We start from the raw sequence: 25,646 nt of genomic DNA, 5'->3' as shown, positions 1-25,646 counted from the left end.
TGACACCGTTACTTGGCTAAATTGACAAAATGCTAGCCAGGTTATAGGTGTCCATATCCAGTGTTTTTTCAATGGTCAGGGCTTCTTTCATATCCACATCCACAATGGCATTACACTTTATTCCCACTGCCCGGTTCGATTTTCCTCCAAGTAGCAGTTCAACAGCACGAGCTCCCAGTTTGCTGGCCAGAATCCTGTCAGTCGCTGTAGGGCTTCCACCTCTTTGAATATGCCCAAGAATTGTTGCCCGGGTTTCCATGCTGGTTTTTTCTTCAATTATCTTAGCCAGCTCCATTGCATTGCCCGCTCCTTCAGCCAGCAAGATCAGGCTGTGCAGCTTGCCCCGATTTTTGCCGCGAATGATCTTGCGACAGATTTCATCAATGTTATGAGGAATTTCCGGAATGACAATGCTTTCAGCACCACCAGCCAAACCGCAATAAAGAGCAATGTCACCGCAGTGTCTTCCCATCACTTCCACAATGTTCACACGACCATGAGAACTTGATGTGTCACGGATTTTACTGATGGCCTCCACCACTGTGTTAATGGCTGTGTCAAAACCTATGGTGTAGTCAGTATATGCCAGGTCATTGTCAATAGTTCCTGGAATGCCAATGGCGGGAATACCCATTTCATTGAGTTTCACCGCTCCTGTCATGGAGCCATCGCCGCCAATAACAATCACACCGTCAATATTGAATACTTCCAGTACGTTTAAGGCTTTTTTGCGGCCAGCTTCTGTTTTAAAATCTTCACAACGGGCTGTTTGCAAAATGGTGCCGCCGCGATGAATGATATCGGCAACCGACGAGAGGTTCATTTCTTTAAGTTTTGCATTCACAAGTCCTTCATACCCGCGAAGAATGCCGTATACTTTACATTCATGGTAGATGGCGCTGCGCACCACTGCCCGAATGGCAGCATTCATTCCCGGTGCATCACCGCCGCTGGTTAAAACTCCAATTGTCTTCATGGAAGGTTCCTCCATTTCTATCGATGCATATTCTTTTTTGCTTGGTCTTTTTGTGTCCCGCATGTAACAATTTTGACCAGGCTTAGCACGACTTATTATATCACACTTTGTACGTTTTCACACTCATTCATCAAAAGTTTTGTGGTTCGATTAAAAACAGCAGATTTTAGCGAAGTTTGATGGAATCGTTGCCAAAAATCTGGTGCAGTGCCTGTACGAGTTCACTGCTGGGTGTCACCCAAAGCGTTTCATCTGCCTGGAATCGCTGGCCGGTCTCATTCACATAAATCACAACCGGTGTTTGACCCTGAAACTGGCGCAGTAACGGTTTGACCTTTTCAATGAGATTCATATGCCCATTGGTGGGAATGCGTATCCATAAACGCTGGCCGTTTGGCTGACTGTCTCCTTTGGCAGTAGCAGCTTTCGGCTTGGAAAAAGTGTTTCTGTGCTTTCCCGGCGGGCGGTTTTTCCAACTCTCGAGTTGATCCACGCCTGTCATGTGAGTCACCAAGATTTTAGGCGCTTCATCGTCTTTAAAATCAAGGGTACCTTCCAACAGCACAATTTCATCTTCCTGAATATAAGAAAGGTATTGCTCCAAGGTTTGAGGAAACAGGATACATTCAATGGTTCCGAAAAGATCCTCCAGTTGGATGATGGCCATCATCTGGTTATTTCGGGTGGTCTTCATAGTTTTTGAGAAGATGACGCCCCCCAACATCAGGGTTTGCCGGTCTCGGAACCTTGAAGACATAGGATTTTCCACCATCTCTGTAAAATCGCGGCTATCAGCAGATATAAAGGTCTTCAGCTTTTCCTGATATTCCTGGAGTGGGTGACCGCTGAGATAAAGGCCCAACACTTCTTTTTCCATACTGAGGCGTACCCGTTCCTGAAAGTCCGACACCTCGGGGTAATGATCCTGTGCCATTGTTTCAGCTGGTTGCATCAAATCAAAAAGACCCATCTGTCCTTGCAGATTGTTTTTTCGGTTGCGTACAGCACTGTCAAGCACTTGCTCGTATATTGCCATCAGCTGGGCACGAGTGGCGCCCGTACTGTCAAAGGAGCCCGCTTTAATCATACTCTCCACGGCCCTTTTGTTGAGGTCTCGACTGCACATTCGCTCACAAAAATCTGTGAGATGATCGAAGCGGCCATTGGCTTCCCTTTCGATAACCAGTTGATCAATCATTCCCGCCCCAACATTTTTGACGGCAGCCATGCCAAATCGAATTTGATTCCGTTCCACCGAAAAACCCCGCACACTGCTGTTCACATCAGGAGGCAGTACTCCAATCCCCTGCCGTCGGCAATCGTATATATATTCGGCTATTTTTGATGAACTGCTCATGACACTTGTCATAAGAGCAGCCATAAAGGCCACAGGGTGATGAGTTTTCAGATAGGCGGTTTGGTAGGCCAGCACGGCATAAGCTGCTGCATGAGATTTGTTAAAGGCATATTTGGCAAAATCAATCATTTCGTCAAAAATGCGACTGGCAGTATCCGCAGGAATACCCCGGGCCACACAGCCTTCAATTTCCATGTCACCCGTTGCAGTTTTCTTCCCATAAATAAAATTGCGACGTTCTTCTTCCATGACATCCATTTTCTTTTTGCTCATGGCACGCCGTACCAGGTCACTGCGGCCATAGCTATAACCTGCCAGGTCGCGCACCACCTGCATCACCTGTTCCTGATACACCAGGCACCCATAAGTAACATCCAGAATGGGCTCCAGCGCCTTATGAGCATATTTAACGAGCTCTGGCCGGTTCTTATTGCGAATGTACCGGGGAATGGAATCCATCGGGCCTGGACGAAAAAGGGAGATGCCCGCCACAACATCTTCAAAGCAGTTGGGCTTCAGTTCTTTCATGAACTGAATCATACCGGCACTTTCCAGTTGAAACACTCCCAGCGTCTCTCCCCTGCTGATGAGCTGGTAAACTGCCGGATCATCATAATGACTGTCGCTGAAATCCAGATGAACCCCTTCGGTTTCTGCCAGAATATTCAATGCGTCCTGTATGACAGTAAGGGTGCGCAAGCCCAGAAAATCCATTTTAAGAAGTCCAAGCTCTTCCAGTGTTCCCATGGGAAATTGGGTGGTAACGCTGTTTTCATGCATGTAAAGGGGCACATGTTCATTCAGCTTTTTTTTGGATATCACCACACCAGCGGCATGGGTAGAGGCATGACGCGGAGTTCCTTCCAGTTTGCGCGCCATTTCAATAAGATAACGAGCGCGGTCGTTTTCTTTTGTGAGCTGAAGAAGCTGCGGGTTCATTTCCAATGCTTTTTCAATGGTCATGCCCAGCACCATGGGAATCATTTTGGCAATCTGATCCACTTCACCGTAGGACATGTTAATCACCCGTCCCACATCCCGAATGGCAGCCCGGGCAGCCATGGTTCCAAAAGTGATAATTTGTGCCACCCGGTCGGTGCCATATTTCTCTTTCACGTAATTGATGACTTCTTCCCGCCGTTCATAGCAAAAATCAATGTCGATATCTGGCATGGAGATGCGTTCCGGATTTAAGAACCGCTCGAAGATCAACTGATAGCGAAGGGGATCCACGTCAGTGATGCCCAGCACATAAGCGACAATGCTGCCGGCAGCACTGCCCCGCCCCGGCCCCACTGGTATCTGATGATCCTTGGCGTATTTGATGAAATCCCATACGATGAGGAAATAGGCAGTATACCCCATGTTGAAAATGGTTCCCAGCTCCATGTAGAGGCGTTCCCGAATGGTTTCATCAGCCTTGGGGTAACGTTGGTGCATGCCTTCTAAGCAAAGTTTTTCCAGATACTCATTGAGAGAAATGTCATCAGGAGGTTGGTATTCAGGTAAATGGATTGTGTTGAAATCAAAATCCACCTGACATCGCTGTGCAATGCGCCATGTGTTTTCCAATGCTTCGGGCTGCTCAGGAAAAAGAGCCTTCATTTCTTTCTCCGACCGTAGATAGAAGGCATCTCCGGGAAACTTCATCCGGTCTTTATCTTCCTGTATTTTACCAGTTTGGATGCAAAGTAGAATGTCATGGGCTTCAGCATCTTCTTTTCGAATATAATGGGCATCGTTGGTGGCCACCAGGGGAATGCCTGTGTCACCGCTGAGGCGAATCAGCTCCACGTTGACCAGTTTTTGCTCTTGGATGCCATGATCCTGAAGTTCAAGGTAGAAGTTTCCGCGGCCAAACATGGCATCCAGTTCCAGTGCCAGTTTTTTAGCCGCTTGATAATTTCGATTCAGCAAATGTTGCTGCACATCTCCCGCCAGGCAGGCGCTCAGGCAAATAAGCCCCTCTGTATATTGGGAAAGAGTGGCATAATCGATGCGGGGTTTGTAGTAAAATCCCTGCAAATATCCCAAAGAAACCAGTTTGATCAGGTTTTGATAGCCTGTCATGTTTTCTGCCAGCAATACTAAATGACCCTGATCTTTATCATGAGCAGGGTCTTTTTCTTGCATGGCTCTGGCTGCGGTATACACTTCGCAGCCAATAACCGGACGAATATTTCGTTTTTTGGCTTCCTTATAAAAGTCTACCACACCAAACATGGTGCCGTGATCGGTGATGGCCACCGCTGGCATTCCCATGGCCTGCACATGGTCCATCAAGCCACTGATATTGGCAAATCCGTCAAGAAGACTGTATTCTGTATGAACGTGTAAATGAACAAACATGGCATCACCTATCCGTTAGTCGGTGTTTAATTGGTGCTGCTGTTTCAAATATAGAACAGCTTCCAGCACGCCGCCGGCCACATCACGAGATCGTTGGGAAAGCCGGTAACATTGCTCTGGCGAAACATCCGGGTCGATCTCCAGAATTTTAAGGCCTCTCCAAACATTTGAACCATCGTGAATAATACCCCTCACAATACCGCTGATTTGGGCATGTATGGAAACGCCGGCAATTTCAGCCATCAGTTGGCCTTTTTTCACCATATCACCAATATGAACATGGGTATGAATGACGCCCTCAATGGGTGCATTAGCCACTTTGTTCATTTCAACCCCTTCGCTTTCACCGGGGATGGCTGTCTCAGGCTCTGCTGCTCCGTCAAAAATAAGGCGTCCCTGATCATGCCCTTTTTTGGTTTCGATGACAATGTCCACATCTTCACCAGCAATAAAACCCGGACCCGTGGCAATGGTGATGGCGGCCATGTCACGGGTGGTGCCTGTATTTTTACGGGCCATGATGGCATCCACCAAAACATCCACTGGGATTTCATTGAGAATGTCACACTGTGAATCAACTATCACCGGAATTTCTTGTTTTTCCCATGCTGTGATAATTCCTTCTGCATCTGAGACATTAACACCTCTGATGCCCTCTACTGTCATTTCGCCGTGAAAAACTGCCTGGGCGTAAGCAACCGTCCGTCGAATGGAAATTGGTGTATCATTTTCGATGATGAATACCTTGAAGCCACTGCGCTTCAATTTGTGTGCAATGGCAGTTCCAATTTCTCCGCCTCCACGAATGGCTACGATGTCCCGCAACATGAAATCAGCTCCCTTTTCTTCATTTACTTTGGCTGTGGCTGTCACGTTCAGTTCTATTATACGCTATTTAGGCTGTAATTGAAAATCAAACCTGCAAAATGATGAGTCTGTCATTCAATCAGTTTCACAAAAACGCCTGCTCCAGAGAGCCGGCGTTCAGATGATATCAATTCCCAGTTTTCTGGAGAGGTCTATCACTCGATACTCCTTCACTGAGTTCCCGGCAGCATCGGTTGTTACCTGTACCACCGGTCTTGTGGGCCAGTGGGGATTGTTCGACAGGACACTGGCCTGTTCACCCGTAGTGAGACGCACCACCATGCCAATAGCGTATACCCGGATGTACTTCAAGAACTGGCGCAGCAATCGAAAATCAAACTGGCGGTCACCCATACATATCAGGTATTCCAAGGCTTCTTGCGCCGATATTTTTTCTTTGTAAACCCGGTCGGATGTCAAGGCATCATAAACATCGCAGATGGCCACAATCCGTGCCATCAGCGGAATCTCATCACCCACCAGCCCGTCGGGATACCCGGAACCATTATACCACTCATGATGATAACGAATGATCTCCAAAATACGCTCATCAACCTGTTCATTTCCAATCACTGCCACACCCAAAGTCGCATGCATTTTCATTTCAGCATACTCAGAGGCATTGAGTGTCTCAGGTTTTTGAAGCAAATTCTGATTAACAAAGAGTTTCCCAATGTCATGAACCATGGCACCCATTCCTAAAATACGAAGATCTTCCGGGCTCATTTCCAATGTTATGCCGACAATAAGTGACAGCACGCACACGTTCACAGAATGTCCAAAAGTGTAATCGTCAATTGACCTCAGGCTGGTGAGACTTACCAACACATTATCATGACTGATAATTTCCTGAAGCAGTATATCCACTTGCCGACGGAGCTGTTCAAGCTCCAGTACCTGGGAATGGTAGGCTGACTTAAATGTTTCTTCTACAAAACTCAGCGCTTTTTGCCTGGTTTCGTCTTTTACCGCTTTGATATCTTTCTGAAGACCTGACTCCGGCCACTTTATGTATATTTTTTCAATTTCATGGGCTTTTAACTGATCCAGGGTGTGGGGCTGAATCATTTCTCCTTCTTTTAACAGCAGGATGCCTGCTGAGCTGTGTACTGACTTTGCAAGCATCATGCCAGGCATGAGGATTCGGCAGCTTACCTCCAGCATAGATGACCTCCTTGTCTGAAGCCAAAGCTTCATGGGGATGGGTGAAGCCTTTATGAATAGCAAGTCCTGTGCCTAATTATATCCTTTCTCGACAGTCATTAACAGTGATTTTCAATTAAATATCATTATTTTTCAGCATTTCCATCTGAAGATGTTATCTTTTGGGTTTTGAGACGCACTTCAAGTTGCTCCAGCTTTCTAAAGCGGTGATTAATACCAGATTTCCCCACCGGTGGATTGATTTGTTCTCCAAGTTCTTTCAGGCTGGCTTCGGGGTATTTTAACCGGGCAATCGCCACTTCACGCAGACTTTGGGACAAATTTTGGATACCGATTCGACGATCAATGAACTGAATCATTTCCACCTGTCGCATAGAAGCCTGGACGGTTTTACTCAAGTTGGCAGTTTCACAGTTGACAATTCGATTGATGTTATTGCGCATTTGTTTCAGAATTCGAATATTCTCCAGTGCCAGTAAGGCATGGTGGGCTCCCATAATATTGAGAAGGTCAACAATTTGCTCACCTTCTTTCAGGTAGAGTACGTGATGCCCCTTGCGCAGAATATATTTACCCTGAAGTTGAAAACGCCGTAATATTTTTTGGATGCTGTCAATATGTGATTCATTGGAAGAAACGAACTCGAGATGGTAGTTTTTTTCCGGAGCGCTGATGGATCCCCCACCCAAAAAAGCGCCCCTCAAAAATGCACGGCGGCAACAACGATTTTTTATCAATGCTTGGGGTACCTGCTCCAGCAAAGTGATTCCTTGTTCTGTTTCCAAAAGAATGCCGGTTTCTTTCAACATTTGTCTGCTTTCTTCCGGATCCTCCAAGAGTAACGCATATTGTTTGCTTTTATTAAAGCGCGGAGTTTGACGAACCTGTATTTCAGCTTGGAATCCATATATTCGTTTCACCAGTTTAAAAATTTTACGGGCAGTCGATGGGTTTTCAGTGCTGAGTTGGATACGCAGATCACCAGGACCTGCCAGTTCCAGCATACCTGCCATTCGAATGAGAGCCGATAACTCAGCAAGCTGGCAGCACCGATCTTCAGGTATAATTCTTGCCAGTTCTTCTTTGGTATCTGTGGAAAAAGACATGTTGGTGGAATCCTCTCTGATCATTATTTGACTTTTTTGCCAAGTCGCTCCAGTTGCTCCAGCCCTTTCTGAACCATTTTACGTTCATCTGTGTATTTAACGATTTCAAGCACCCGATCCATGTGAACAAACCGGGCTTCCACAAACCCTTCACTTCGCTGTGGAAAACAACGCATGGTGCGTGATTGCATAAGAAACCAGTGGACGGTTTTGTAGATATTCTCATTTCTGGCCCAACTGGCCTGATAGACATAATGTATTGCTCCCAGGTATCGAAGCACATCTGCTTTCACACCTGACTCTTCAGCCACTTCCCGAATGGCTGTAGCGCGGGTGGTTTCCAGGGGTTCTACTTTTCCCTTGGGCAGTACCCAGTCACCGTTGTATTTTTTCAGCAGCAGGATGGCATTTCCAAAAAACACCACACCGCCGGCGCTTGTTTCATATCGCATGCGATCATCCCTGTGTTTTTTCTTAACCATAACTTTATCACAACCGGCTGGCATGTTCAACGGCGGTGTGCCACGCTGAAAAGCCGCCCTAATGAGCGGCTGTTTTGTGCAATAAAGTTGCTCTGTGCTTTTCAGGAATCAGTTGATCATGTATTATTCTGGAGATGGTCAGTGCATCGTGGCGGACGTATTCTTTGCGGATATCCACTGCATTTACTTCCATTAGCTGAATATCGCTTTCTTTCAGACGCTGATGATCTTCAGCATTTGGCAGCACCATTTCTGCTCCCTCCAGCCGATACTTGTCTACAATGGCTTGCGGAACCTTCTGGGCATTGGCCAGCACGTAATCCAGATGTGCCAGACCAGTGTTGCTCATCAGCGCTTCCACATGGTCTACCACTGCATACCTGTCGGTTTCTCCCGGTTGGGTCATCAGGTTGGGTAAATAGATTTTCACGGCCTTCGACTGGTTAATGCGCTCTGTGACCGCACTCACCAGAAGGTTGGGGATGATGCTTGTATAGAGACTGCCGGGTCCCAGCACAATGGCTTCTGCGCCATCAATGGCTGTGAGTACTTCCGGCAACGCAGCCGGTTTTCTGGGGCGAATAAATACAAAATCGATGGGGCTGTTTTCTTCCTGGCATTTTAATGGAATATTGGATTCTCCTTTAATCACTTTGCCGTTTTTTAGCTGAGCGTAGAGTGTCAAATCTTCCAGTGTGACAGGAAGCACCTGTCCTTTTACTGCCAACACTTCACCCATTTTTTTGACTGCTTCTTCAAAGCTGTCACTAATACCATTCATGGAGGCAACAAAAAGGTTTCCGAAGCTCTGTCCTTTCAGCACACCTTCAGTAAATCGGTACTGCAGCAACGCTTCCATGGTGGGTTCCATTTCTGCCAGCGCCAACAGGCAGCTGCGAATATCTCCGGGTGGCAGCATTCCCAGATCTTCTCTTAAAACACCGGATCCACCGCCATCATCGGCAACAGTGACGATGGCAGAAATGTTGGTGGTTACCTGTTTCATACCCCGAAGCAATACAGACAGCCCGGTACCTCCGCCAATGACAACAATGCGGCGTCCTTTGGAGAGAACTTGCCGGTCATATACCATTTGCACCAATCGGTCATGTTCTGACTGGACTGTTTCTGTTCTGGGAATCCGGTCCAGATTTCGCATGAGGGAAAGGATTCCCTGATGCAACGACAGTATCAATAGTAGAAGCCCGGTCAGTCCGGCGGCCACTGCCGTCGCGCCGGGCAGGTTCAGTTCCATGGCACGCCAAAAATATGCCAGTGCTGCCGAGATCATCACAATTCCCGCCAGCCCCAACAATAGCCATCTTTTCATTTGCAACCCCGGTTTTAGCCAGTAAATCCATTTCATGATGTCACCTTATTCAATGTCCCGGTGTTCCAGAATTACCCGATACCCATGTTGTTGCAGGTAATTGGCAAGCGCAAGGGCAATGGACACCGACCGGTGTCTGCCGCCGGTGCATCCAACTCCCACCACCAGCTGATGCTTACCTTCCCGAATATAGTTGGGAATAAGAAAGAGCATCATGTTTTCCAGGTGCTCCAGAAAATCAACGGCTGTTTCGTTGTCAAGCACATAGCTTCTGACTCGTTGGTCAAGACCTGTTAAAGATTTCAATTCTTCTTCATAGAAAGGATTCGGCAGGAAACGAACATCAAAAATCAAATCTGAATCCAGCGGAATTCCATGTTTGAATCCAAAGGTGATGAGAGAAATCATAAAATGGTTCCGTTCGCCACCTTCCAAATAGAGGTGCCGCAGCTCTTCTTTCAGCTGGGTTGGATTCAGTCGGCTGGTGTCAAGAATTGTGACGGCCATTTCTTTTAATTGTTGTAATTTTTGTCGTTCCAACCGTATGCCTGCACCTATGGCGCCATCACGTGAAAGGGGATGGCTGCGCCGTGTTTCTTTATAGCGCTTAATGAGCGTTTCATCACTTGCATCCAGAAACAATATTTCGTAATCATGTCCCTGGTCCCGGAAGGCATCAAGACTAATGAATAAGTCATCGAAAAAAAGCCCCCCCCGAATATCCATCACCAGTGCTATTTTATCGATGCTTCCTCTGGTTTTTTCACACAATTCGGCGAACCGTGGGATCAGTACGGGAGGCAAATTATCAACGCAATAAAAGCCAAGATCTTCCATGCACTTTACCGTGAGGCTTTTTCCGGCTCCTGAAAGCCCTGTGATAATAACAAACTTCATTGTTTCACCATCCTGTCTATGCACCAATTACTCTCAGTTCCGCTTCCAAATCGACGCCGTGGGTTTCTTTCACCCGCTTGCAGATCAGGTTCATCAGATTAACGACATCTGCTGCTGTCGCATCTCCTGTGTTAACAATAAAGCCGGCATGAAGTTCTGACACCATGGCACCACCCACAGCCACGCCTTTTAACTGACAATCTTCAATCAGCTTTCCTGCAAAATACCCTTCAGGCCTCTTGAAAACACTACCGCCACTGGGCAGATAATAAGGTTGTCGTGTGACGCGTCGCTGCCAGTAATCATCCATCATAAACTTAATTTGCCTGTATACTCCTGACTTCAGCGCGAGATTGGCCGATAAGATGATTTCTCCCGTCTTCTGCACACGACTGGATCGATATCCCATGTGCATTTCATCAAGCGTGAGAGTTTGAATAATGCCTCGGGAGTTCATCACCCGGCAATTCACCAGGATGTCTTTCATTTCGCCGCCATAGGCACCTGCATTCATGGCCAGTGCTCCCCCCAGTGTTCCGGGGATGCCGGCAGCGAACTCAAACCCTGCCAGAGATTGCTGTAATAATGTGCGTGACAGACTGGAAAGAGTCGCCCCTGCCTGTGCATTGACCTGTTGTCCATGAACGGTGACACGATTCATCTTTTTGCCTATTTTGATCACCACGCCCCTGATGCCTGTGTCTGAAACCAGCATGTTGCTGCCGTTTCCAATGACCATGACAGGAACACCGCTCTCCTGGCAAAGGGATAGAAGACCAGCCAACTGGGCTTCTGTGCCGGGTTCTGCCAGATAATCAGCAGGACCGCCTATTTGAAAGGAAGTATGTGCTTTCATGGGCTCCTGACAACGCAAAGCCGGTTCTCCCACTATCTGTTTCAGTGCCTTCTCCAATGCTTGCTCAATCAAAATGTTCACCTCTGCCTTTTTTTGCCGGAACTCATGAGGAAATCTTCCGGCTCCCTGTGACCGTCTCACTTCATTATATCGGTTTGCATGGGAAGGGTCAACGCACTGTCATTCGTATAAGTCACCTATTCTCTCCAACAGAAAAGCCCATCATGAAACATGTGGGCTTCAGGTGGCTGCGTTTCTCAGAAGGTATCAACCACCAATCTGACACATATTACGGCTGGTACAGCGCTCATCTAGATCTAACTGATGTCTTTCCGGTTTGCGATCAATGGCCTGGGCAATGACTTTGGTGATTTGACTTGCAGGCTGATGCAATACCGAACGAAGATCAATTTCATCATTGCTGTGAAGGCAGGGTTTCAACCGGCCGTCGCTGGTAAGGCGAATGCGGTTGCATTCATGACAGAAATGATGACTGATGGGATTAATAAATCCCACTCGTCCCAGGGCACCCGGCAAGCGATAATACTGGGCTGGACTTCCATTTTCCCGCTGTTCTGTAAGCAAAAATCCCAGCTTTTCCAGCAGTACATCATTGGATATGAACCTATTTTCTGCCCACTGGCTGGCTTGTCCCACCGGCATCAGTTCTATGAATCGAACATCGATGTGTTCATTGATCGTTAGTGATGTAAAGTCTTTGACTTCATCATCATTAAGACCTCCTATCACCACCGTATTCAGCTTTAGTGGTGTCATTCCCAGCGAAAGAACGGTTTCAATTCCTTCAAGAACATCAGACAGGCGCCCGCCACGGGTAATCTCACGATAGCGGTTTTCCTTCAGCGAGTCAATGCTTATATTAAAACGATTTAAACCTGCCTCCTTCAATGGTTTGGCCATTGATTTCAGCAGTGTCCCATTGGTCGTCATGGCAATTTCTTCGATACCATTGATTTGCCTTAACTGTTCCACCAGCGAAACAATCCCATTGCGTACCAACGGCTCACCACCAGTGATGCGAATTTTTCGGATACCCAGAGGTACACTGGCTTTCACAATGGAAACGATTTCTTCAAATGACAAAAGATCTTCATGGGTGCGCTTTTCAACACCTTCTTCCGGCATGCAGTATTGACAGCGCATATTGCATAAGTCTGTCACCGAAATACGCATATACGTGATGTGGCGACTGTATCGATCTGCCATACATGATCCTCCTGTCTCTTAGCATTTCTCTCTGATGCAATACAAAAAAGGAGCCGATGGTAAGGAGGCTCCCTGCGGGGCTTTTTTCCTTTCCATCACGGGAGGCACGGGGATTTCTCCCAGTACCCGACGGTTGTTCTTCATAGGAATGCATTCCCTTAGAAAAAAACAACTCGGAAAAAATTCTGATCATTCATTTAAGTTGATTATATCACTCTTCCCCTTTAATGAAAACCCTTTCCCTGCCTGTGTAAATATTCATGCGGTTCCCCCGCGCAAATCCAATGAGGGTCATATTCAACTGTGTCGCCAGTTCCACCGCCAGATTGGTGGGGGCCGATCTGGAAATAAGCGTCGCAATACCGTAACGCGCTGTTTTTATCACCATTTCCGAAGAAAGGCGGCCACTGGTAATCAGCCACTTTTCATCTACCGAAATATCCTTGATCAAAGCCTCACCAACAACCTTATCCAGTGCATTATGACGGCCCACGTCTTCATGAAAAAGTTGAATGCCTGAGATGTCACATAATGCACAGGCATGCACTCCCCCAGTTTCCTGAAACAGAATGGATCGTTTTTGAAAAGCAGAAGACAGTTGCAGTATCACATCAAACGGGATCTTGTATTGGTTCTTAATGGGCTGAGTCGTCAGAGCATCCAGCACGTCGAAAAAGACAGTACCTTTTCCGCAGCCGGTGGTAACAGCTCGCTTGCCTTTTAATCGAGTTTTTAACTCTGGATTTTCTTTCAGCTGAACGTGAAATTTACCTTCATCGCTATCGAGGTAATAGTTGAGCAAGTCTTCTCTTCGGAGTAAAATCCCTTCAGAGTATAAAAATCCCACTGCCAGATATTCCATGGCCGTACCTGAACTTAAGAGTGTGATCCACTCCTGCTCATTTAAAAAGATTGTCAGGGGCTTTTCCATGATGACTTCATCACTGGTTTCGATGGCAACGGGCCTTGCCAACGGGCCTTCCTGCTGGATTCGCATGATGGAACAGGTATGCTTGACGTTTTGCTGTTCGAGATTCATTTGTGACCCTCCCTGTGTACTACTATGATTATTATACCAGAATCCGGTTTATTCGCCGACATTTTGTGGTATAAATATGGTATAATAGTGTTAAGATTTTAACGGGGAGGCGTTTAAATGAAACAGAATTATCAAAACATCATCCGCTATGCCATGGAGCGGGAATTGCAAGGTGTGGATTTTTTCCGCCATCAATCTGAAAAAGTAAGCCTGGCCAGTGCAAAAGACATGTTATTGCGACTGGCAGACGTTGAAATGGACCATTACGAGTACCTGAAGGAACAACTGGAGCATTTTGAAAAGCATCAGACTTTTAAAGAGGTAGACTTTGATCTTGACCGGGAAAAAAATATTTTTGCCGATCGTGCAGAGAATGAACTGCTTGACCAGCAGGTGACTGAAAGCATGGTACCTGACATGAGTGTGCTGCGCACTGCCTATTTAATGGAAAAAGATTTTGCTGAATTTTACCAGAATGCAGCTGACAACACCGATGATCCCAGTGCCAAAAAACTGTTCCACACTTTGGCTTTATGGGAACAGGGCCATGAAAAACTGTTCAAGGAAGAACACCAGCGTTTGATGGAAGACTACATGAGCCAGCCCTGGGGTGGTTGATGTTTCGACTGAACTGAGCTGAGTACTCTAAAATCACCTTTTGAAAAGATCGCGGCACACAAAACCCGGTTTCTCATTACTTGAGAAACCGGGTTTTTATAGTCTTGTGTGTGACGGCTTACGCCATTTTTTCCAGGTTAACCCCTGTCACTTTTAGGCCTGGGATCTTGCAGTACTGGTCAAGCACTTCACCGTTAGTCAGCACATTCGCGCCACTTTCCCAATGGAAGGGTATGAAGAGAACACCCTTTTCCACTCTGTCGGTCACTTTTGCTTTCATGGTGACAAAACCGCGACGGGATGTAATCTTAACCATGGCACCATCTTCAATGCCTTTGGCTGCCGCCAATTCAGGGTTCACTTCCACGTATACTTCCGGCGCCATATTGTTAATACCTTCTGTTTTGCCGGTCATGGTACGGGTGTGATACTGATAAAGGATGCGGCCGGTGGTCATCACCAGCGGGTACTCTTCATCCCCCAGCTCTCCTGATTCAACGAACTCAACAGGCTTCAGCAGACCAGCGCCCCGGGCGGGTTTGCCAATGTGAAGCACAGGTGTGCCCGGATGATCGGTGGTGGGGCAAGGCCACTGGATGCCTCTCCCTTTGATGCGGTCATAGGTAATACCGGCATATTGGGGGGTTACCTTGCGAATTTCTTCAAAGATTTCTTCAGCGTCATTGTATTTTTTCTCGTAGCCCAAACGATTCATCAGATCCATAAAGACTACCCAGTCGGGTTTTGCTTCTCCTGGTGGGTTCACAGCTTTTCGAACCCGTTGCACTCTTCTTTCGGTGTTAACGAAAGTCCCATCTTTCTCAGCGAAAGATGCTGCCGGCAATACCACGTCGGCCAACTCAGCAGTTTCAGTGAGGAACAGGTCCTGTACTACCAGGAAGGTCTTTTGAAGGGCGTGCTCGGCATGATGGGTATCCGGATCAGAAATCATGGGATTCTCTCCGAAGATATAAAGCATCTTCACCCGGTCTTCCTCAATGGCTTTAAACGTCTCGGTCACCGTTAGCCCCGCCTTGTCTGAAAGTGTGACACCCCAGGCCTTTTCAAATTTTTCAAGAGCGCCAGGGTTGCCGACAGGCTGATAGCCGGTGAAGACATTGGGCAGTGCACCCATGTCACAAGCTCCCTGCACGTTGTTTTGACCGCGAAGAGGATTCACGCCGGAGCCGGGCTTTCCAATGTTACCGGTAATCAGCGCCAGGTTGGATAAGCTCATCACTGTCTCTGTTCCATTCACATGCTGAGTGATGCCCATGCAATACAGGATGGCCGCTTTATCAACACCGGCATAGAGACGGGCCGCTTCACGGATCTTGTCTGCATCAACTCCGCATATTTCTGCTGAATACTCAGGGGTGTATTTTTTAAGACTTTCAGCCAGCTCATCAAAGTTATCCGTATTTTCACGAATATAGGTTTCATCCTGAAGCTTTTCCTCCAGAATCACGTTCATCATGGCGTTATGGAGGGCGATACTGGTTCCCGGTTTAATTTTCAGGAACACATCTGCCTCGGCTGCCAGCGGTATTTCACGGGGATCTGCCACAATCAGTTTTGAGCCATTGCGAACAGAGCGCTTCAATTGGGCTCCAATGACGGGATGGGACTCTGTGGTGTTTGACCCGGTGACAAAAATGGTGTCTGCCTGCTGAATATCAGCAATACTGTTGGTCATCGCGCCGCTTCCAAGTGTTGTTGCAAGACCTGCAACAGTGGAGGAATGTCAGAGGCGTGCGCAGTGGTCCACATTATTGGTCCCGATGACTGCGCGCATCATTTTGGTCATTAGATAATTTTCTTCTGTCAGGCCACGGGCTGATGAAAAAGCGGCAATGGCATCAGGGCCATCAGCAGCTTTTATTTCTTTGATTTTGTTCACAATCGTTTCATAGGCTTCATCCCAGGTGACTTCTTCCAGAACACCATTTTTACGCACCAAAGGTTTTTTCAGTCGTGATGGATGATTGACAAAATCATAGGAAAAACGGCCTTTGACACAAAGTAAGCCATCATTGGAGTGGCCTTTTACCGGCTCTACTTCCACTACCTTTCCATCCTTAACCAGCAGTTCCATCTGACATCCGACTCCGCAGTAAGAGCAGGTGGTTTTCACTTTCTCAACTTCCCAGTATCTGAACTTTTCTTTGCGTTTTGGCATTAATGCACCAACCGGGCAAACAGCTACGCAGTTACCACAAGAGACACAGGTAGACTCTGACAGTCCCATATCAAAGGGAGTGCCGATGTGGGTTTCAAAACCCCGGTCTACAAAACAGATGGCATCGGTGTTTTGAACCTGAGAACAAACATATACACACTTTCCGCAAAGAATGCATTTTGTTTGATCGGCTGTATAAAACTCATTGGAGGCATCTTTTTCATAGGATTTCCGCTTACCGTCGAAGGTGCTCTCTTCAATATCATACTGATAACAGAGATCTTGCAAGGTGCAGCGCCCAGCCTTCTCACAGGTAAGGCAGTCCAGCGGGTGGTTTGCCAAAATCAAGTCAAGAAGTTCCTTGCGGGCAGTCACCACAGCTTCACTTTCAGTGTGTACCACCATGCCATTGGCAGCAGGGGTGCTGCAGGATGCCATTAAAGAACGGGCCCCTTCCACCTCCACCACACAAATGCGGCAGGAACCGTGGGGTTTGAGCCTTTCATCATAACAGAGCGTGGGAATTTTGACGCCGATACTGGATGCGGCATGATAAATGGTAGCGCCTTCTTTGACTTCCACATCAAAGCCGTTTATTTTCAACGTGATCATTCGAATCCTCCTTTACAGGTTCTATCATTACCCGACAACTACCCTTTTTTGATGGCTTTGAATGGGCAAGCTACCAGGCAGGCACCGCACTTAATGCAGCGTTCTTGATCGATGTGATATATTTCTTTGCCTTTGACACCACTAATGCAGTTCACAGGACACTTGGCGGCGCAAATACCGCATTTCTTACAAAGATCATCAATGACCAGGTATTGCAACAGCGCCTGACAGACACCTGCTGGGCATTTCTTGTCATTGACATGCGCCTCATACTCATGCCGGAAATATTTCAAGGTGGATAACACAGGGTTGGGAGCTGTTTGACCCAGCCCGCACAGGGATGCCCCTTTGATGGTTTTAGCCAACGTTTCCAGCTTAGCCACATCGTCCATTGTACCTTTACCTTCAACAATTTTATCCAGTAACTCGTGCATACGTTTGGTGCCTTCACGACAGGGTGTGCACTTGCCGCAGGATTCTTCTTCTGTAAAGTCCAGGAAGAAACGCGCCACGTCAACCATACAGTTGTCTTCATCCAGCACAATCATCCCGCCAGATCCCATCATAGACCCCAGCGAAATAAGGTTATCGTAATCAATGGGAGTATCCAGGTATTCAGCCGGAATACAGCCACCGGAGGGTCCACCCGTTTGAACAGCTTTAAACGCTTTGCCATTGGGGATGCCGCCGCCCACTTCATAAATGGTTTCCCGTAGGGTGGTTCCCATGGGGATCTCCAACAGACCGGTGTTGTTAATTTTGCCCGCCAGAGCGAACACTTTTGTTCCCTTTGATTTTTCGGTTCCAATACCGGCAAACCAGTCGGCTCCTTTGAGAATAATCTGTGTGATATTCGCAAAGGTTTCCACATTGTTTAACAAGGTAGGTTTGTCGAATATACCTTTTATGGCAGGGAAGGGAGGCCGCACCTTTGGCATGCCACGCTTGCCCTCGATGGAGGCAATCAGTGCTGTTTCTTCACCACAGACAAAAGCCCCGGCACCCAGCCGAATTTCCATATCAAAACCATAGCCGGTTCCAAAAATGTCATCACCCAGCAGGCCGTTTTCTTTTGCCTGATCGATGGCAATCTGAAGACGTTTCACAGCGATGGGGTACTCTGCCCGCACGTATACAAATCCTTTACAGGCACCAACGGCATAGCCGGCAATGGTCATGGCCTCCACAATGGCATGAGGGTCTCCCTCCAACACTGAACGGTCCATGAAAGCACCCGGATCACCTTCGTCGGCGTTACAGGCAACATATTTAATATCACCAGGCGCCTTTTGGGTGAACTCCCACTTCAAACCGGTGGGGAATCCCCCACCGCCACGGCCGCGTAGCCCTGAGCGTTTGATGACATCCACCACTTCATCAGGTGTCATTTCCGTCAGCACTTTTGCCAATGCCTGATAGCCGTCATAGGCAATGTATTCTTCGATGATTTCCGGATTAATAACACCACAGTTGCGCAGTGCCACCCGCTGCTGTTTTTTATAGAAGCCCACATCGTCAATTGAGTTCATTGTTTCATCTGTGGTGTGGTCTTTATAAAGCAGGTCAGTGACAATGCGGCCCTTCAACAGATGCTCTTCAACAATCAGCGGCACATCGCTGACCTTGATCATGCTGTAAAAGGCACCTTCGGGATAGACAATCACAATGGGACCGGCTTCACACAGGCCGAAGCAGCCAGTTTTAACCACCTTGATTTCTTTTTCAATGTTATGTTTGGCCAGTTCAGTTTCGAAAGATTCAATTATTTTCATTGATTCTGATGAGACACATCCGGTACCGCCGCACACCAGGACGTGGGATCGATACAAATCCATAAAGTTGACCCTCCTTACCTATTCTTCAGTTCTCTGTAGCCAGGTCTATTTTTCATAAGCCCCAATGGTACATTCTTTGACAATATGACCATTAACCAGATGCTCTGCAACAATCTTGCGTGCATCTTCGGGAGTCAGTTTCACATAAGTAACTTTTTCGTCTCCCTGATACACTTCAACCATTGGTTCCAGACGACAGGCACCAATGCAGCCGGTTTGTGTCACCACCACATTTTTTAACTGGCGCTTGCTGACTTCTTCCACCAACGCCATCATTACCGGACGGGCACCAGCAGCGATTCCACAGGTAGCCATACCAACCACCACACGAATACCATCTCTTTCGGAACGAAGTTTCACACTGTCCTGTGCTTTCTTGCGGATGGCTTCCAGTTCAGCAATAGATTTCATATCAGGAACCCTCCTTTTGATATTTTTCAACAATACCGGGAATATCTTCCAATGTTAGTCTTCCATAAACATCTTCATTTACTGTCAGAATTGGTGCCAGTCCACAGGCACCGATACAGCGGGTTGCCACCAGACTGAACTTTGCATCGGCTGATGTTTCACCCGGTGCAATGCCTAGCATTTCTGCAACTTTTTCGACCATGGGCTTGGCTCCGCGTACGTAGCAGGCAGTTCCCATACAAATTGAGATGGTATACTCGCCCTTGGGTTCCAGAGTGAACTGAGAGTAGAATGTGACTACGCCATAAATTTCACTCATTGGAATTTTAATGCCTTCTGAGATTTGTCGTTGCACTTCAATGGGCAGGCAGCCAAAAATATCTTGAGCTTCCTGCAACACCGGCATTAAAGCGCCTTGTCTGTTTTTGTGTCGAAGAATGACTTCATCCAATTTCTGAAAGTTTTCTTCTGTCAAAAACTCTTTTGCCATCAATGACCCTCCTTGTTCCTTATCATTTCTTTATTTCGAATGAAGCATCACTGCTCCATGCACAGCCCCCAGCAGCACAATCTTACTCTCCATATTATAGCATATGAAAGCGTTGTCATGTTAAAATTTAGACAAGAACCCCCAAAACTTCTAACGTTACATTCCCAAATGAAATTCCAGACACGACAATTATATCCAACCTGTCGTTGTTTCTGCAAGATATTTTTTAGATTAAGGCAAAAATACTGACGATTTAGCTCCCAGTGTCGTTTGTTATTTTTGAAACGAACAGTGCCCCCTCATTACCAGTCTTGATCCAGATAGTTCATCAGCCTGTCATTAAATGCACGAGCTGCGTTATAACCCATTTTTTTCTGCCGGTGATTACGGGCAGCCACTTCAATGATCAACGCAATGTTTCGGGCTGGTTTCACCGGAACCACCACTTCTTCCACCTTCACATCGAGAATGGTGCGAAACTTTTCATCCAATCCCAGGCGATCATAGTCTTTATGTTGGTCCCATTCTTCAAGATGCACCACCAGATCAATCTCTGTCCGATTTTTAATGGCTCCCACACCAAAAAGGCTCTTGACATCCATAATGCCGATTCCCCTCACTTCAATCATGTGACGGGTCAGCTCAGGAGCATATCCCAGCAGGAGTTCATGACCCACCCGCTTGATTTCCACCGTGTCGTCAGCCACCAACAAATGGTTTCGTTTAATCAGTTCAACAGCAGTTTCGCTCTTACCGATGCCACTCTTCCCGGTGATCAGAACACCCACACCATAGATGTCCATGAGAACACCATGCACTCTGGCCGTTTCAGCCAAATGAAACTCCAGGTAATTGATTAAGCGGGAAATCAGCTTGGTGGTATTCATGGGACTCCCCAAAAGCTTCACCTGGTGTTTAACAGCAATTTCCACCAATACACTGGGTAATTCCAAATCCCTGGTGATCAACATACAGGGGAGCGGATGGGAAAGAATTCGGTCGAATCGATGGCTGCGGGTGATCTCATCTAAAGTCATCAGAAAATGATGTTCCACTTTTCCGATAATCTGAAGACGTTCGTAGGCAAAAAAATCAAAGTAACCAGCCAGTTGAATTCCCGGACGGTTCATATCACTGGTGGTGATCAGCGCTGTGCCAGGCACATCAGGTGTCAGGTCGACCAGTTGCTGGTCGTGCATCAGCTGATCCACCGTTATGGTGTTCATATACCCTCCCGTTGCTGATGGCTGGGCGGTTTTGGAATCACTGCCATGGCAATCAAGTAGGCAATAATGCCGCCAAATCCCACACTGAAAATGGTAAGTACTACCCATATAAGGCGCACCATTGTTGGATCAACGGCAAAATACTCCGCAATTCCTCCGCAGACACCAGCCCATTTTTTATCGGTTTCTGACAAATATAATCGTTTCATGCCAATCATCCTTTCATTCTTTGCTGGTCTGCTGCTGTGCCTGAAAATAAGCTGTGATATTTTCTGCCACGCTTTTGGAAATGCCCGGTACCCGGGTCAATTCTTCCACCGTGGCTTTTTTTAAGCCATCAACGGTTCTGAAATGTTCCAGCAACTGCTGCCGGCGTTTGTCACCAACGCCTGGAATGGTGGTTAACTCTGAATGAGTCAACTGCTTGCTGCGTCGCTGTTGATGAAAGCTGATGGCAAATCGGTGGGTTTCATCCTGAATTGCAGTTACCAGCCGCCATAATGGCGGATTTCCTTTAAGGTCAATTTTAGTTCCCCGATTCAACAGCCACCTGGTGCGGTGTTTGTCATCCTTCACCATGCCCATCACTGGAATATGCACCCCCATTCGCTGCAGTACTTTTTCCGCAGCAGACACCTGCCCGGCACCACCGTCAATGAGTAGCAAATCTGGCATGACTCCCTGTCTGCTTTGGTCATAAATCCGTTCTCCGGCTGCCATTTCCCTGGCCTCCTGAAGGCCCCGATACAGTCGTCGTGTCAGCAGCTCTTCAATGCTGCCGGTGTCGTCAGGTCCTGTCACCTGACGCATGCGGTATTTTCGGTAATGTTTTTTGCTGGGTTTGGCATTTTCAAAGACCACCAGTACCCCTACTGTTTCCACACCCGCCGTATGGGATATGTCCACTGATTCGATATGCAGTGGTGGCTGATCAAGATCTGCCAGTTGCTGCAAGTCACCCAGTACCTGAGTCACGGCTGCTTCTTTTTGTCGCTGCCGGTTTTCACGTTGCTCCAATTGCAACTGTGCATTTTTTTTCACCAGTTCCACCAGGCGTTTCTTTTCACCCCGCTGAGGTACCAGTAAAGACACCTTTCGGTGCCGTTTGTCGGCAAGCCAATCTTCTATGACCTGCTGGTCATCCACCGGCTTTTCCAGCAGTATTTCTCCTGGAACCATGGGCGCATTATCGTAAAACAGTTTGATAAATGATGCCAGAATATGACCAGCAGCTTCACCTTGGTCGGTTTTCATCAAATGATGATGCTGGCGCACAATCTTACCATCCTGCACTGTGAACACTTGCACGCAGGTTTCATCGTCATTGGAGGCGGTTGCAATCACATCTTGATCATGACCGCTCCCCCGGTCCATTTTTTGTTTTTCAGTTACCTTTTCCAGCGCTGCAAGCTGGTCTCTTAATATGGCTGCCTGTTCAAAATCAAGGCTTTCTGCGGCGTCTTTCATCCGCCGATCAAGTGCTTTTTGCAGTTCAGTCTGTTTTCCTTCCAGCAAGAGGATGACTTGCTGAATCATTTCCCGGTATTCTTGCTGATGTAATCCACCTTTGCATGGACCCAGGCATTTTCGAATATGATAATTGAGGCAGGGTCGCTCAATGCGGCCGCTTTTCGTGTCAATTTTTCGTGAACAGGATTTGAGTGGATACATGCGTCGAATCAATTCCAGGGTTTCGTTCACTGCCCCGGCATCTGTATAGGGGCCGAAATATCGGGAACCATCCTTCACCAGATTGCGGGTTTTCATCACCCGGGGAAAGCTTTCCTGCTGTGTGATTTTGATATAGGGATAACTTTTATCATCCCGCAGCAAAATATTATAACGAGGCCGACTTTCCTTAATGAGGTTGCATTCAAGAATTAAGGCTTCTACTTCTGTATCTGTCACAATAGTGTTGAGATCTCTTACTCTTTGCATCATGGCCCGCACCTTCGGCGGATGATTGTTTTCTGAATGAAAATATTGACGTACGCGGTTTTTCAGACTGCGTGCTTTTCCCACATAGATGATTTCCTTGCGGTCATCCAGCATTTGATAAATACCAGGCTGATCAGGCAAGTTTTTCAGCTTTTCCTCCAATGTCATTTCTTTCATCATTATATGCCCTCATTCCAGTCCATCATCAGTTATTGGCGTGTTTCTCTTCTTTTTGATTAACCAGATTCGTCATGTAATTCTATTGTACCTCTTTCAGCTCCCATTTTCCATGTCTTCGTACATTTGATTTATAGCATGAAAAAAACCTGCCGCATAAGCAGCAGGCGCAGGTTTGATTCTGTTCATTTTTCACAGCTTAAGCTTCTTTGGGCTCCAGAAAAGCCAGATGTCGGGTGGATTTATCAATGACAGGTACAAAAGCATTCATTATAAGAATGGAAAAGGCAACCCCTTCTGTCGGTGGCAGAAAGACCCGGAACAACATCACCAGAAAACCAATGGCGATTCCAAAAATCAATTTGCCGCCGGTGGTAATGGGGGCCGTGACCCAGTCTGTGGCCATAAAGAGGGCACCCAGCATTAACCCGCCGGACAACAGATGATAGATAGGATCCTGGCCGGTGACCAGCGACAGCACAAATACTGTCACAAAAATGGATGCCGGTACCCGCCAGTTAATATGGCCTTTCATGTAGAGGAAGACACCGCCCGCCAGTAACGCCAGAGGAGAAGATTCTGACAGCGCCCCGCCGGGATAGGCTAAAAACATCTGCAAGTAGCCGGGCATCTCCATTCCGCCACCCAGCATGGCCAATGGGGAGGCCTTTGAAACCACATCGATGCTTCCTAAGTTGGGAACTCCCACCATCACACTTGCCAGAAGAGGTGCCAAAAATATCATGCAGACACGGCCAAAAAGCGCTGGATTTAAGCGGTTCATCCCCAGTCCGCCTGCCAGCTCTTTGGCGATGCCGACGGCCAACACGGTTGCCAGCACGGCCGATACAGGTGAAGCTGTGGGTTGATACAGCAATGCCACAAAAAGTCCTGTTAAGAGAGCGCTGCCATCTTTCAGTGTCACCGGTTTCTTTCGAATGGTGCGAAAAACGACTTCTGTCGCCGCTGCCGTTGCCATGCACAGGGCAATCATCATCAGTGCATACCCTTTGTAAAAATAGACAGATACCAGGGAGATGGGCAAAAGGGCGATCATCACATCGCGCATGGCCGTATGAATGAACACATCATCTTTCAGGTAGGGTGCCGCTGATACCGGTAAATGTTCTGCTTTTATCATTTTCGATCTCCTCCTTTGCTACTGGGCTTGTTTGCGCACCAGCTCCATTTTTTTGACCACCGGCTTGGCATGTCGTATGAATTCAAGTATGGGCCGGTTGGAAGGACAGCTGAACACACAGATACCGCACTCCATACAGTCCATGATGTTCCATGCTTCCAACCCTTCATAGTTCTCAGTTTCAGCAAAAATACTCAGCTGATTGGGGTACAAACGCATGGGGCATCGGGCCACACACTTGCCACACCGTACGCAGTGCTCGTGAGGCGCATGTTCCCGCACCATTTCAACAGGCAGCATCAGCACGCCGGTACTGTTTTTGATCACCGGGGCTTCCAGAGTGTCCTGAGCCCGTCCCGTCATAGGGCCTCCCAATATCACTTTCATATCCTCATAGGAGGTTACACCGCAATGTGCCAACATATGACCCACAGGTGTACCAATTTTTGTCAGGAAATTTCCTGGATGAGGGACTTGGGGACCGCTGACGGTAATCACCCGTTCAATCAATGGCTTCCCGTACACCACTGCTTCATAGACAGCAATGGTGGTCCCCACATTTCGAACAATACAGCCAATTTCAGCTGATCGAGCTCCCCGGCGTACATCTCTGCCGGTGGCAGATTTAATGAGAATGGATTTAAAACCCTGGGGATACTTCACCGCCAAAGGAACGATCTCAAACAGTTCGTTGTCTTTGGTTTTTTCCTGCAGGGTTTCAAGGGCATCGGGTTTGTTGACTTCAATACCAATGAGACATTTCTTAGCACCAATAACGCGGCTTAAGATTTCTGCCCCTGCCACCAACTCATCTGCCCGTTCCACCATGGCTCTGTGGTCGCAAGTCAGAAAGGGTTCACACTCAGCACCATTCAGCACCAGATAATCCACTGGCTGCCGTGTATTCACATTGACATGAGTGGGAAAAGACGCTCCCCCCATCCCAACAATACCAGCATCTCTGATGGCCTGAATAGTCTCTTCCTTACTCATGGCTCCCGGATCGCGTTTGACGGATGGTTCGAAGGAATGATCCTTCCCTTCAGTTTTAATAATCACGCTTTTAGCCACATCACCACTGCAGTATGCCAGGGTTTCCACTTTTTCCACCACTCCGTTGACGCTGGCATGCACTGGCGCACTGATCATCTCACCTGAGTCACCAATGATTTGACCAACACGAACACGGTCACCCGCTTTTACCAGTGGTTCGCAGGGTGCTCCCAGACATTGGTGCATGGGAATGATCACCCGATCTGGCACTGACATGGGTTGAATCTGTATGCGGTCTGTATAGCGTTTAAAGTGGGGTACATGAGCACCACCCTTAAAAGATTTCATCTCCATTTGCTTCACCCCTTCTTATTTT

At 47.4% G+C, this 25,646-nt stretch carries 21 protein-coding genes and 1 riboswitch; of the genes, 1 reads left to right on the top strand and 20 read right to left on the bottom strand.

Annotated elements, in window-relative coordinates; all coding sequences use genetic code 11:
• Window positions 1-16: 16 nt before the first annotated feature.
• The 11 genes from pfkA to fdhD all read right to left on the bottom strand — a co-directional run bounded on the left by pfkA (window position 17) and on the right by fdhD (window position 13,650).
• Window positions 17-976: a 6-phosphofructokinase gene (gene pfkA / locus AAIG11_RS01700; protein ID WP_283408220.1), complete on the bottom strand. Its 960-nt coding sequence runs from the start codon at window positions 974-976 to the stop codon at window positions 17-19.
• 166 nt (window positions 977-1,142) lie between these two features.
• Complete coding sequence (locus AAIG11_RS01695; RefSeq protein WP_343184547.1) at window positions 1,143-4,682, bottom strand: DNA polymerase III subunit alpha; 3,540 nt, start codon at window positions 4,680-4,682, stop codon at window positions 1,143-1,145.
• Between the two features lie 15 nt (window positions 4,683-4,697).
• The gene (gene yqeB / locus AAIG11_RS01690) at window positions 4,698-5,555 is read right to left on the bottom strand and encodes a selenium-dependent molybdenum cofactor biosynthesis protein YqeB (protein WP_343184546.1); all 858 of its coding nucleotides are present in this window, start codon (window positions 5,553-5,555) and stop codon (window positions 4,698-4,700) included.
• A gap of 111 nt (window positions 5,556-5,666) precedes the next feature.
• Window positions 5,667-6,713, bottom strand: coding sequence for an HD-GYP domain-containing protein (locus tag AAIG11_RS01685; RefSeq protein ID WP_343184545.1), 1,047 nt, complete (start codon window positions 6,711-6,713; stop codon window positions 5,667-5,669).
• A gap of 125 nt (window positions 6,714-6,838) precedes the next feature.
• A complete protein-coding gene (whiA, locus tag AAIG11_RS01680; RefSeq protein WP_343184544.1) occupies window positions 6,839-7,843 on the bottom strand; it encodes a DNA-binding protein WhiA in 1,005 nt (334 codons plus the stop codon).
• Window positions 7,843-8,271, bottom strand: coding sequence for an NUDIX hydrolase (locus AAIG11_RS01675; protein ID WP_343184543.1), 429 nt, complete (start codon window positions 8,269-8,271; stop codon window positions 7,843-7,845). Before AAIG11_RS01675 ends, whiA begins: the two co-directional genes overlap by 1 nt.
• An 88-nt stretch (window positions 8,272-8,359) precedes the next feature.
• Window positions 8,360-9,631 (bottom strand): gluconeogenesis factor YvcK family protein, encoded by a 1,272-nt coding sequence (locus AAIG11_RS01670; RefSeq protein WP_343184542.1) that lies wholly within the window; start codon window positions 9,629-9,631, stop codon window positions 8,360-8,362.
• Between the two features lie 45 nt (window positions 9,632-9,676).
• Window positions 9,677-10,528, bottom strand: coding sequence for an RNase adapter RapZ (gene rapZ / locus AAIG11_RS01665; RefSeq protein WP_343184541.1), 852 nt, complete (start codon window positions 10,526-10,528; stop codon window positions 9,677-9,679).
• A gap of 16 nt (window positions 10,529-10,544) precedes the next feature.
• On the bottom strand, window positions 10,545-11,465 hold the full coding sequence (gene murB / locus AAIG11_RS01660; RefSeq protein WP_343184540.1) for a UDP-N-acetylmuramate dehydrogenase: 921 nt from the start codon (window positions 11,463-11,465) through the stop codon (window positions 10,545-10,547).
• A gap of 186 nt (window positions 11,466-11,651) precedes the next feature.
• Window positions 11,652-12,611 (bottom strand): GTP 3',8-cyclase MoaA, encoded by a 960-nt coding sequence (moaA, locus tag AAIG11_RS01655; RefSeq protein WP_343184539.1) that lies wholly within the window; start codon window positions 12,609-12,611, stop codon window positions 11,652-11,654.
• Between the two features lie 69 nt (window positions 12,612-12,680).
• A riboswitch (molybdenum cofactor riboswitch) is annotated at window positions 12,681-12,802 on the bottom strand.
• Window positions 12,803-12,822: 20 nt separating this feature from the next.
• Complete coding sequence (gene fdhD / locus AAIG11_RS01650; protein WP_343184538.1) at window positions 12,823-13,650, bottom strand: formate dehydrogenase accessory sulfurtransferase FdhD; 828 nt, start codon at window positions 13,648-13,650, stop codon at window positions 12,823-12,825.
• Window positions 13,651-13,767: 117 nt separating this feature from the next.
• Between fdhD and AAIG11_RS01645 the strand changes: the two genes are divergently transcribed.
• Window positions 13,768-14,268: a ferritin-like domain-containing protein gene (locus AAIG11_RS01645; RefSeq protein ID WP_283408209.1), complete on the top strand. Its 501-nt coding sequence runs from the start codon at window positions 13,768-13,770 to the stop codon at window positions 14,266-14,268.
• A 118-nt stretch (window positions 14,269-14,386) separates the two neighbouring features.
• Here the strand turns inward: AAIG11_RS01645 and fdhF are convergent, their stop codons facing one another.
• From fdhF to rsxC, 9 genes are all read right to left on the bottom strand, one after another.
• Window positions 14,387-17,065: a formate dehydrogenase subunit alpha gene (gene fdhF / locus AAIG11_RS01640; RefSeq protein WP_484477151.1), complete on the bottom strand. Its 2,679-nt coding sequence runs from the start codon at window positions 17,063-17,065 to the stop codon at window positions 14,387-14,389.
• A 32-nt stretch (window positions 17,066-17,097) separates the two neighbouring features.
• A complete protein-coding gene (gene nuoF, locus AAIG11_RS01635) occupies window positions 17,098-18,894 on the bottom strand; it encodes an NADH-quinone oxidoreductase subunit NuoF (RefSeq protein ID WP_343184536.1) in 1,797 nt (598 codons plus the stop codon).
• 45 nt (window positions 18,895-18,939) lie between these two features.
• Window positions 18,940-19,305: a (2Fe-2S) ferredoxin domain-containing protein gene (locus tag AAIG11_RS01630; protein ID WP_283408206.1), complete on the bottom strand. Its 366-nt coding sequence runs from the start codon at window positions 19,303-19,305 to the stop codon at window positions 18,940-18,942.
• A gap of 1 nt (window position 19,306) precedes the next feature.
• Window positions 19,307-19,795, bottom strand: coding sequence for an NADH-quinone oxidoreductase subunit NuoE family protein (locus AAIG11_RS01625; RefSeq protein ID WP_283408205.1), 489 nt, complete (start codon window positions 19,793-19,795; stop codon window positions 19,307-19,309).
• 302 nt (window positions 19,796-20,097) lie between these two features.
• Complete coding sequence (hprK, locus tag AAIG11_RS01620; protein WP_343184535.1) at window positions 20,098-21,021, bottom strand: HPr(Ser) kinase/phosphatase; 924 nt, start codon at window positions 21,019-21,021, stop codon at window positions 20,098-20,100.
• Complete coding sequence (locus AAIG11_RS01615) at window positions 21,018-21,230, bottom strand: PspC domain-containing protein (RefSeq protein WP_343184534.1); 213 nt, start codon at window positions 21,228-21,230, stop codon at window positions 21,018-21,020. Before AAIG11_RS01615 ends, hprK begins: the two co-directional genes overlap by 4 nt.
• 13 nt (window positions 21,231-21,243) lie before the next feature.
• On the bottom strand, window positions 21,244-23,139 hold the full coding sequence (gene uvrC / locus AAIG11_RS01610; protein WP_343184533.1) for an excinuclease ABC subunit UvrC: 1,896 nt from the start codon (window positions 23,137-23,139) through the stop codon (window positions 21,244-21,246).
• Between the two features lie 196 nt (window positions 23,140-23,335).
• Complete coding sequence (locus AAIG11_RS01605; protein ID WP_343184532.1) at window positions 23,336-24,277, bottom strand: RnfABCDGE type electron transport complex subunit D; 942 nt, start codon at window positions 24,275-24,277, stop codon at window positions 23,336-23,338.
• 18 nt (window positions 24,278-24,295) lie between these two features.
• Window positions 24,296-25,618 (bottom strand): electron transport complex subunit RsxC, encoded by a 1,323-nt coding sequence (rsxC, locus tag AAIG11_RS01600; RefSeq protein WP_343184531.1) that lies wholly within the window; start codon window positions 25,616-25,618, stop codon window positions 24,296-24,298.
• Between the last annotated feature and the right edge of the window lie 28 nt (window positions 25,619-25,646).

Source organism: Anoxynatronum sibiricum, from assembly GCF_039414295.1.
GTDB lineage: Bacteria > Bacillota > Clostridia > Peptostreptococcales > Tindalliaceae > Anoxynatronum > Anoxynatronum sibiricum.
Note: the sequence above shows the minus strand (reverse complement) of the source record. Positions and strands in the feature narration are given on the sequence as shown.

Excerpts from the sequence above, each read along its gene's own strand:
- AAIG11_RS01605 (WP_343184532.1), bottom strand. The coding sequence starts at position 24,277 with ATGATAAAAGCAGAACATTTACCGGTATCAGCGGCACCCTACCTGAAA.
- whiA (WP_343184544.1), bottom strand. The coding sequence starts at position 7,843 with ATGATCAGAGAGGATTCCACCAACATGTCTTTTTCCACAGATACCAAA.
- uvrC (WP_343184533.1), bottom strand. The coding sequence starts at position 23,139 with ATGATGAAAGAAATGACATTGGAGGAAAAGCTGAAAAACTTGCCTGAT.
- hprK (WP_343184535.1), bottom strand. The coding sequence starts at position 21,021 with ATGAACACCATAACGGTGGATCAGCTGATGCACGACCAGCAACTGGTC.
- rsxC (WP_343184531.1), bottom strand. The coding sequence starts at position 25,618 with ATGAAATCTTTTAAGGGTGGTGCTCATGTACCCCACTTTAAACGCTAT.
- rapZ (WP_343184541.1), bottom strand. The coding sequence starts at position 10,528 with ATGAAGTTTGTTATTATCACAGGGCTTTCAGGAGCCGGAAAAAGCCTC.
- AAIG11_RS01695 (WP_343184547.1), bottom strand. The coding sequence starts at position 4,682 with ATGTTTGTTCATTTACACGTTCATACAGAATACAGTCTTCTTGACGGA.
- moaA (WP_343184539.1), bottom strand. The coding sequence starts at position 12,611 with ATGGCAGATCGATACAGTCGCCACATCACGTATATGCGTATTTCGGTG.
- AAIG11_RS01615 (WP_343184534.1), bottom strand. The coding sequence starts at position 21,230 with ATGAAACGATTATATTTGTCAGAAACCGATAAAAAATGGGCTGGTGTC.
- AAIG11_RS01685 (WP_343184545.1), bottom strand. The coding sequence starts at position 6,713 with ATGCTGGAGGTAAGCTGCCGAATCCTCATGCCTGGCATGATGCTTGCA.
- fdhD (WP_343184538.1), bottom strand. The coding sequence starts at position 13,650 with ATGAATCTCGAACAGCAAAACGTCAAGCATACCTGTTCCATCATGCGA.
- nuoF (WP_343184536.1), bottom strand. The coding sequence starts at position 18,894 with ATGGATTTGTATCGATCCCACGTCCTGGTGTGCGGCGGTACCGGATGT.
- pfkA (WP_283408220.1), bottom strand. The coding sequence starts at position 976 with ATGAAGACAATTGGAGTTTTAACCAGCGGCGGTGATGCACCGGGAATG.
- AAIG11_RS01625 (WP_283408205.1), bottom strand. The coding sequence starts at position 19,795 with ATGGCAAAAGAGTTTTTGACAGAAGAAAACTTTCAGAAATTGGATGAA.
- AAIG11_RS01645 (WP_283408209.1), top strand. The coding sequence starts at position 13,768 with ATGAAACAGAATTATCAAAACATCATCCGCTATGCCATGGAGCGGGAA.
- AAIG11_RS01675 (WP_343184543.1), bottom strand. The coding sequence starts at position 8,271 with ATGCGATATGAAACAAGCGCCGGCGGTGTGGTGTTTTTTGGAAATGCC.
- AAIG11_RS01630 (WP_283408206.1), bottom strand. The coding sequence starts at position 19,305 with ATGAAATCTATTGCTGAACTGGAAGCCATCCGCAAGAAAGCACAGGAC.
- AAIG11_RS01670 (WP_343184542.1), bottom strand. The coding sequence starts at position 9,631 with ATGAAAAGATGGCTATTGTTGGGGCTGGCGGGAATTGTGATGATCTCG.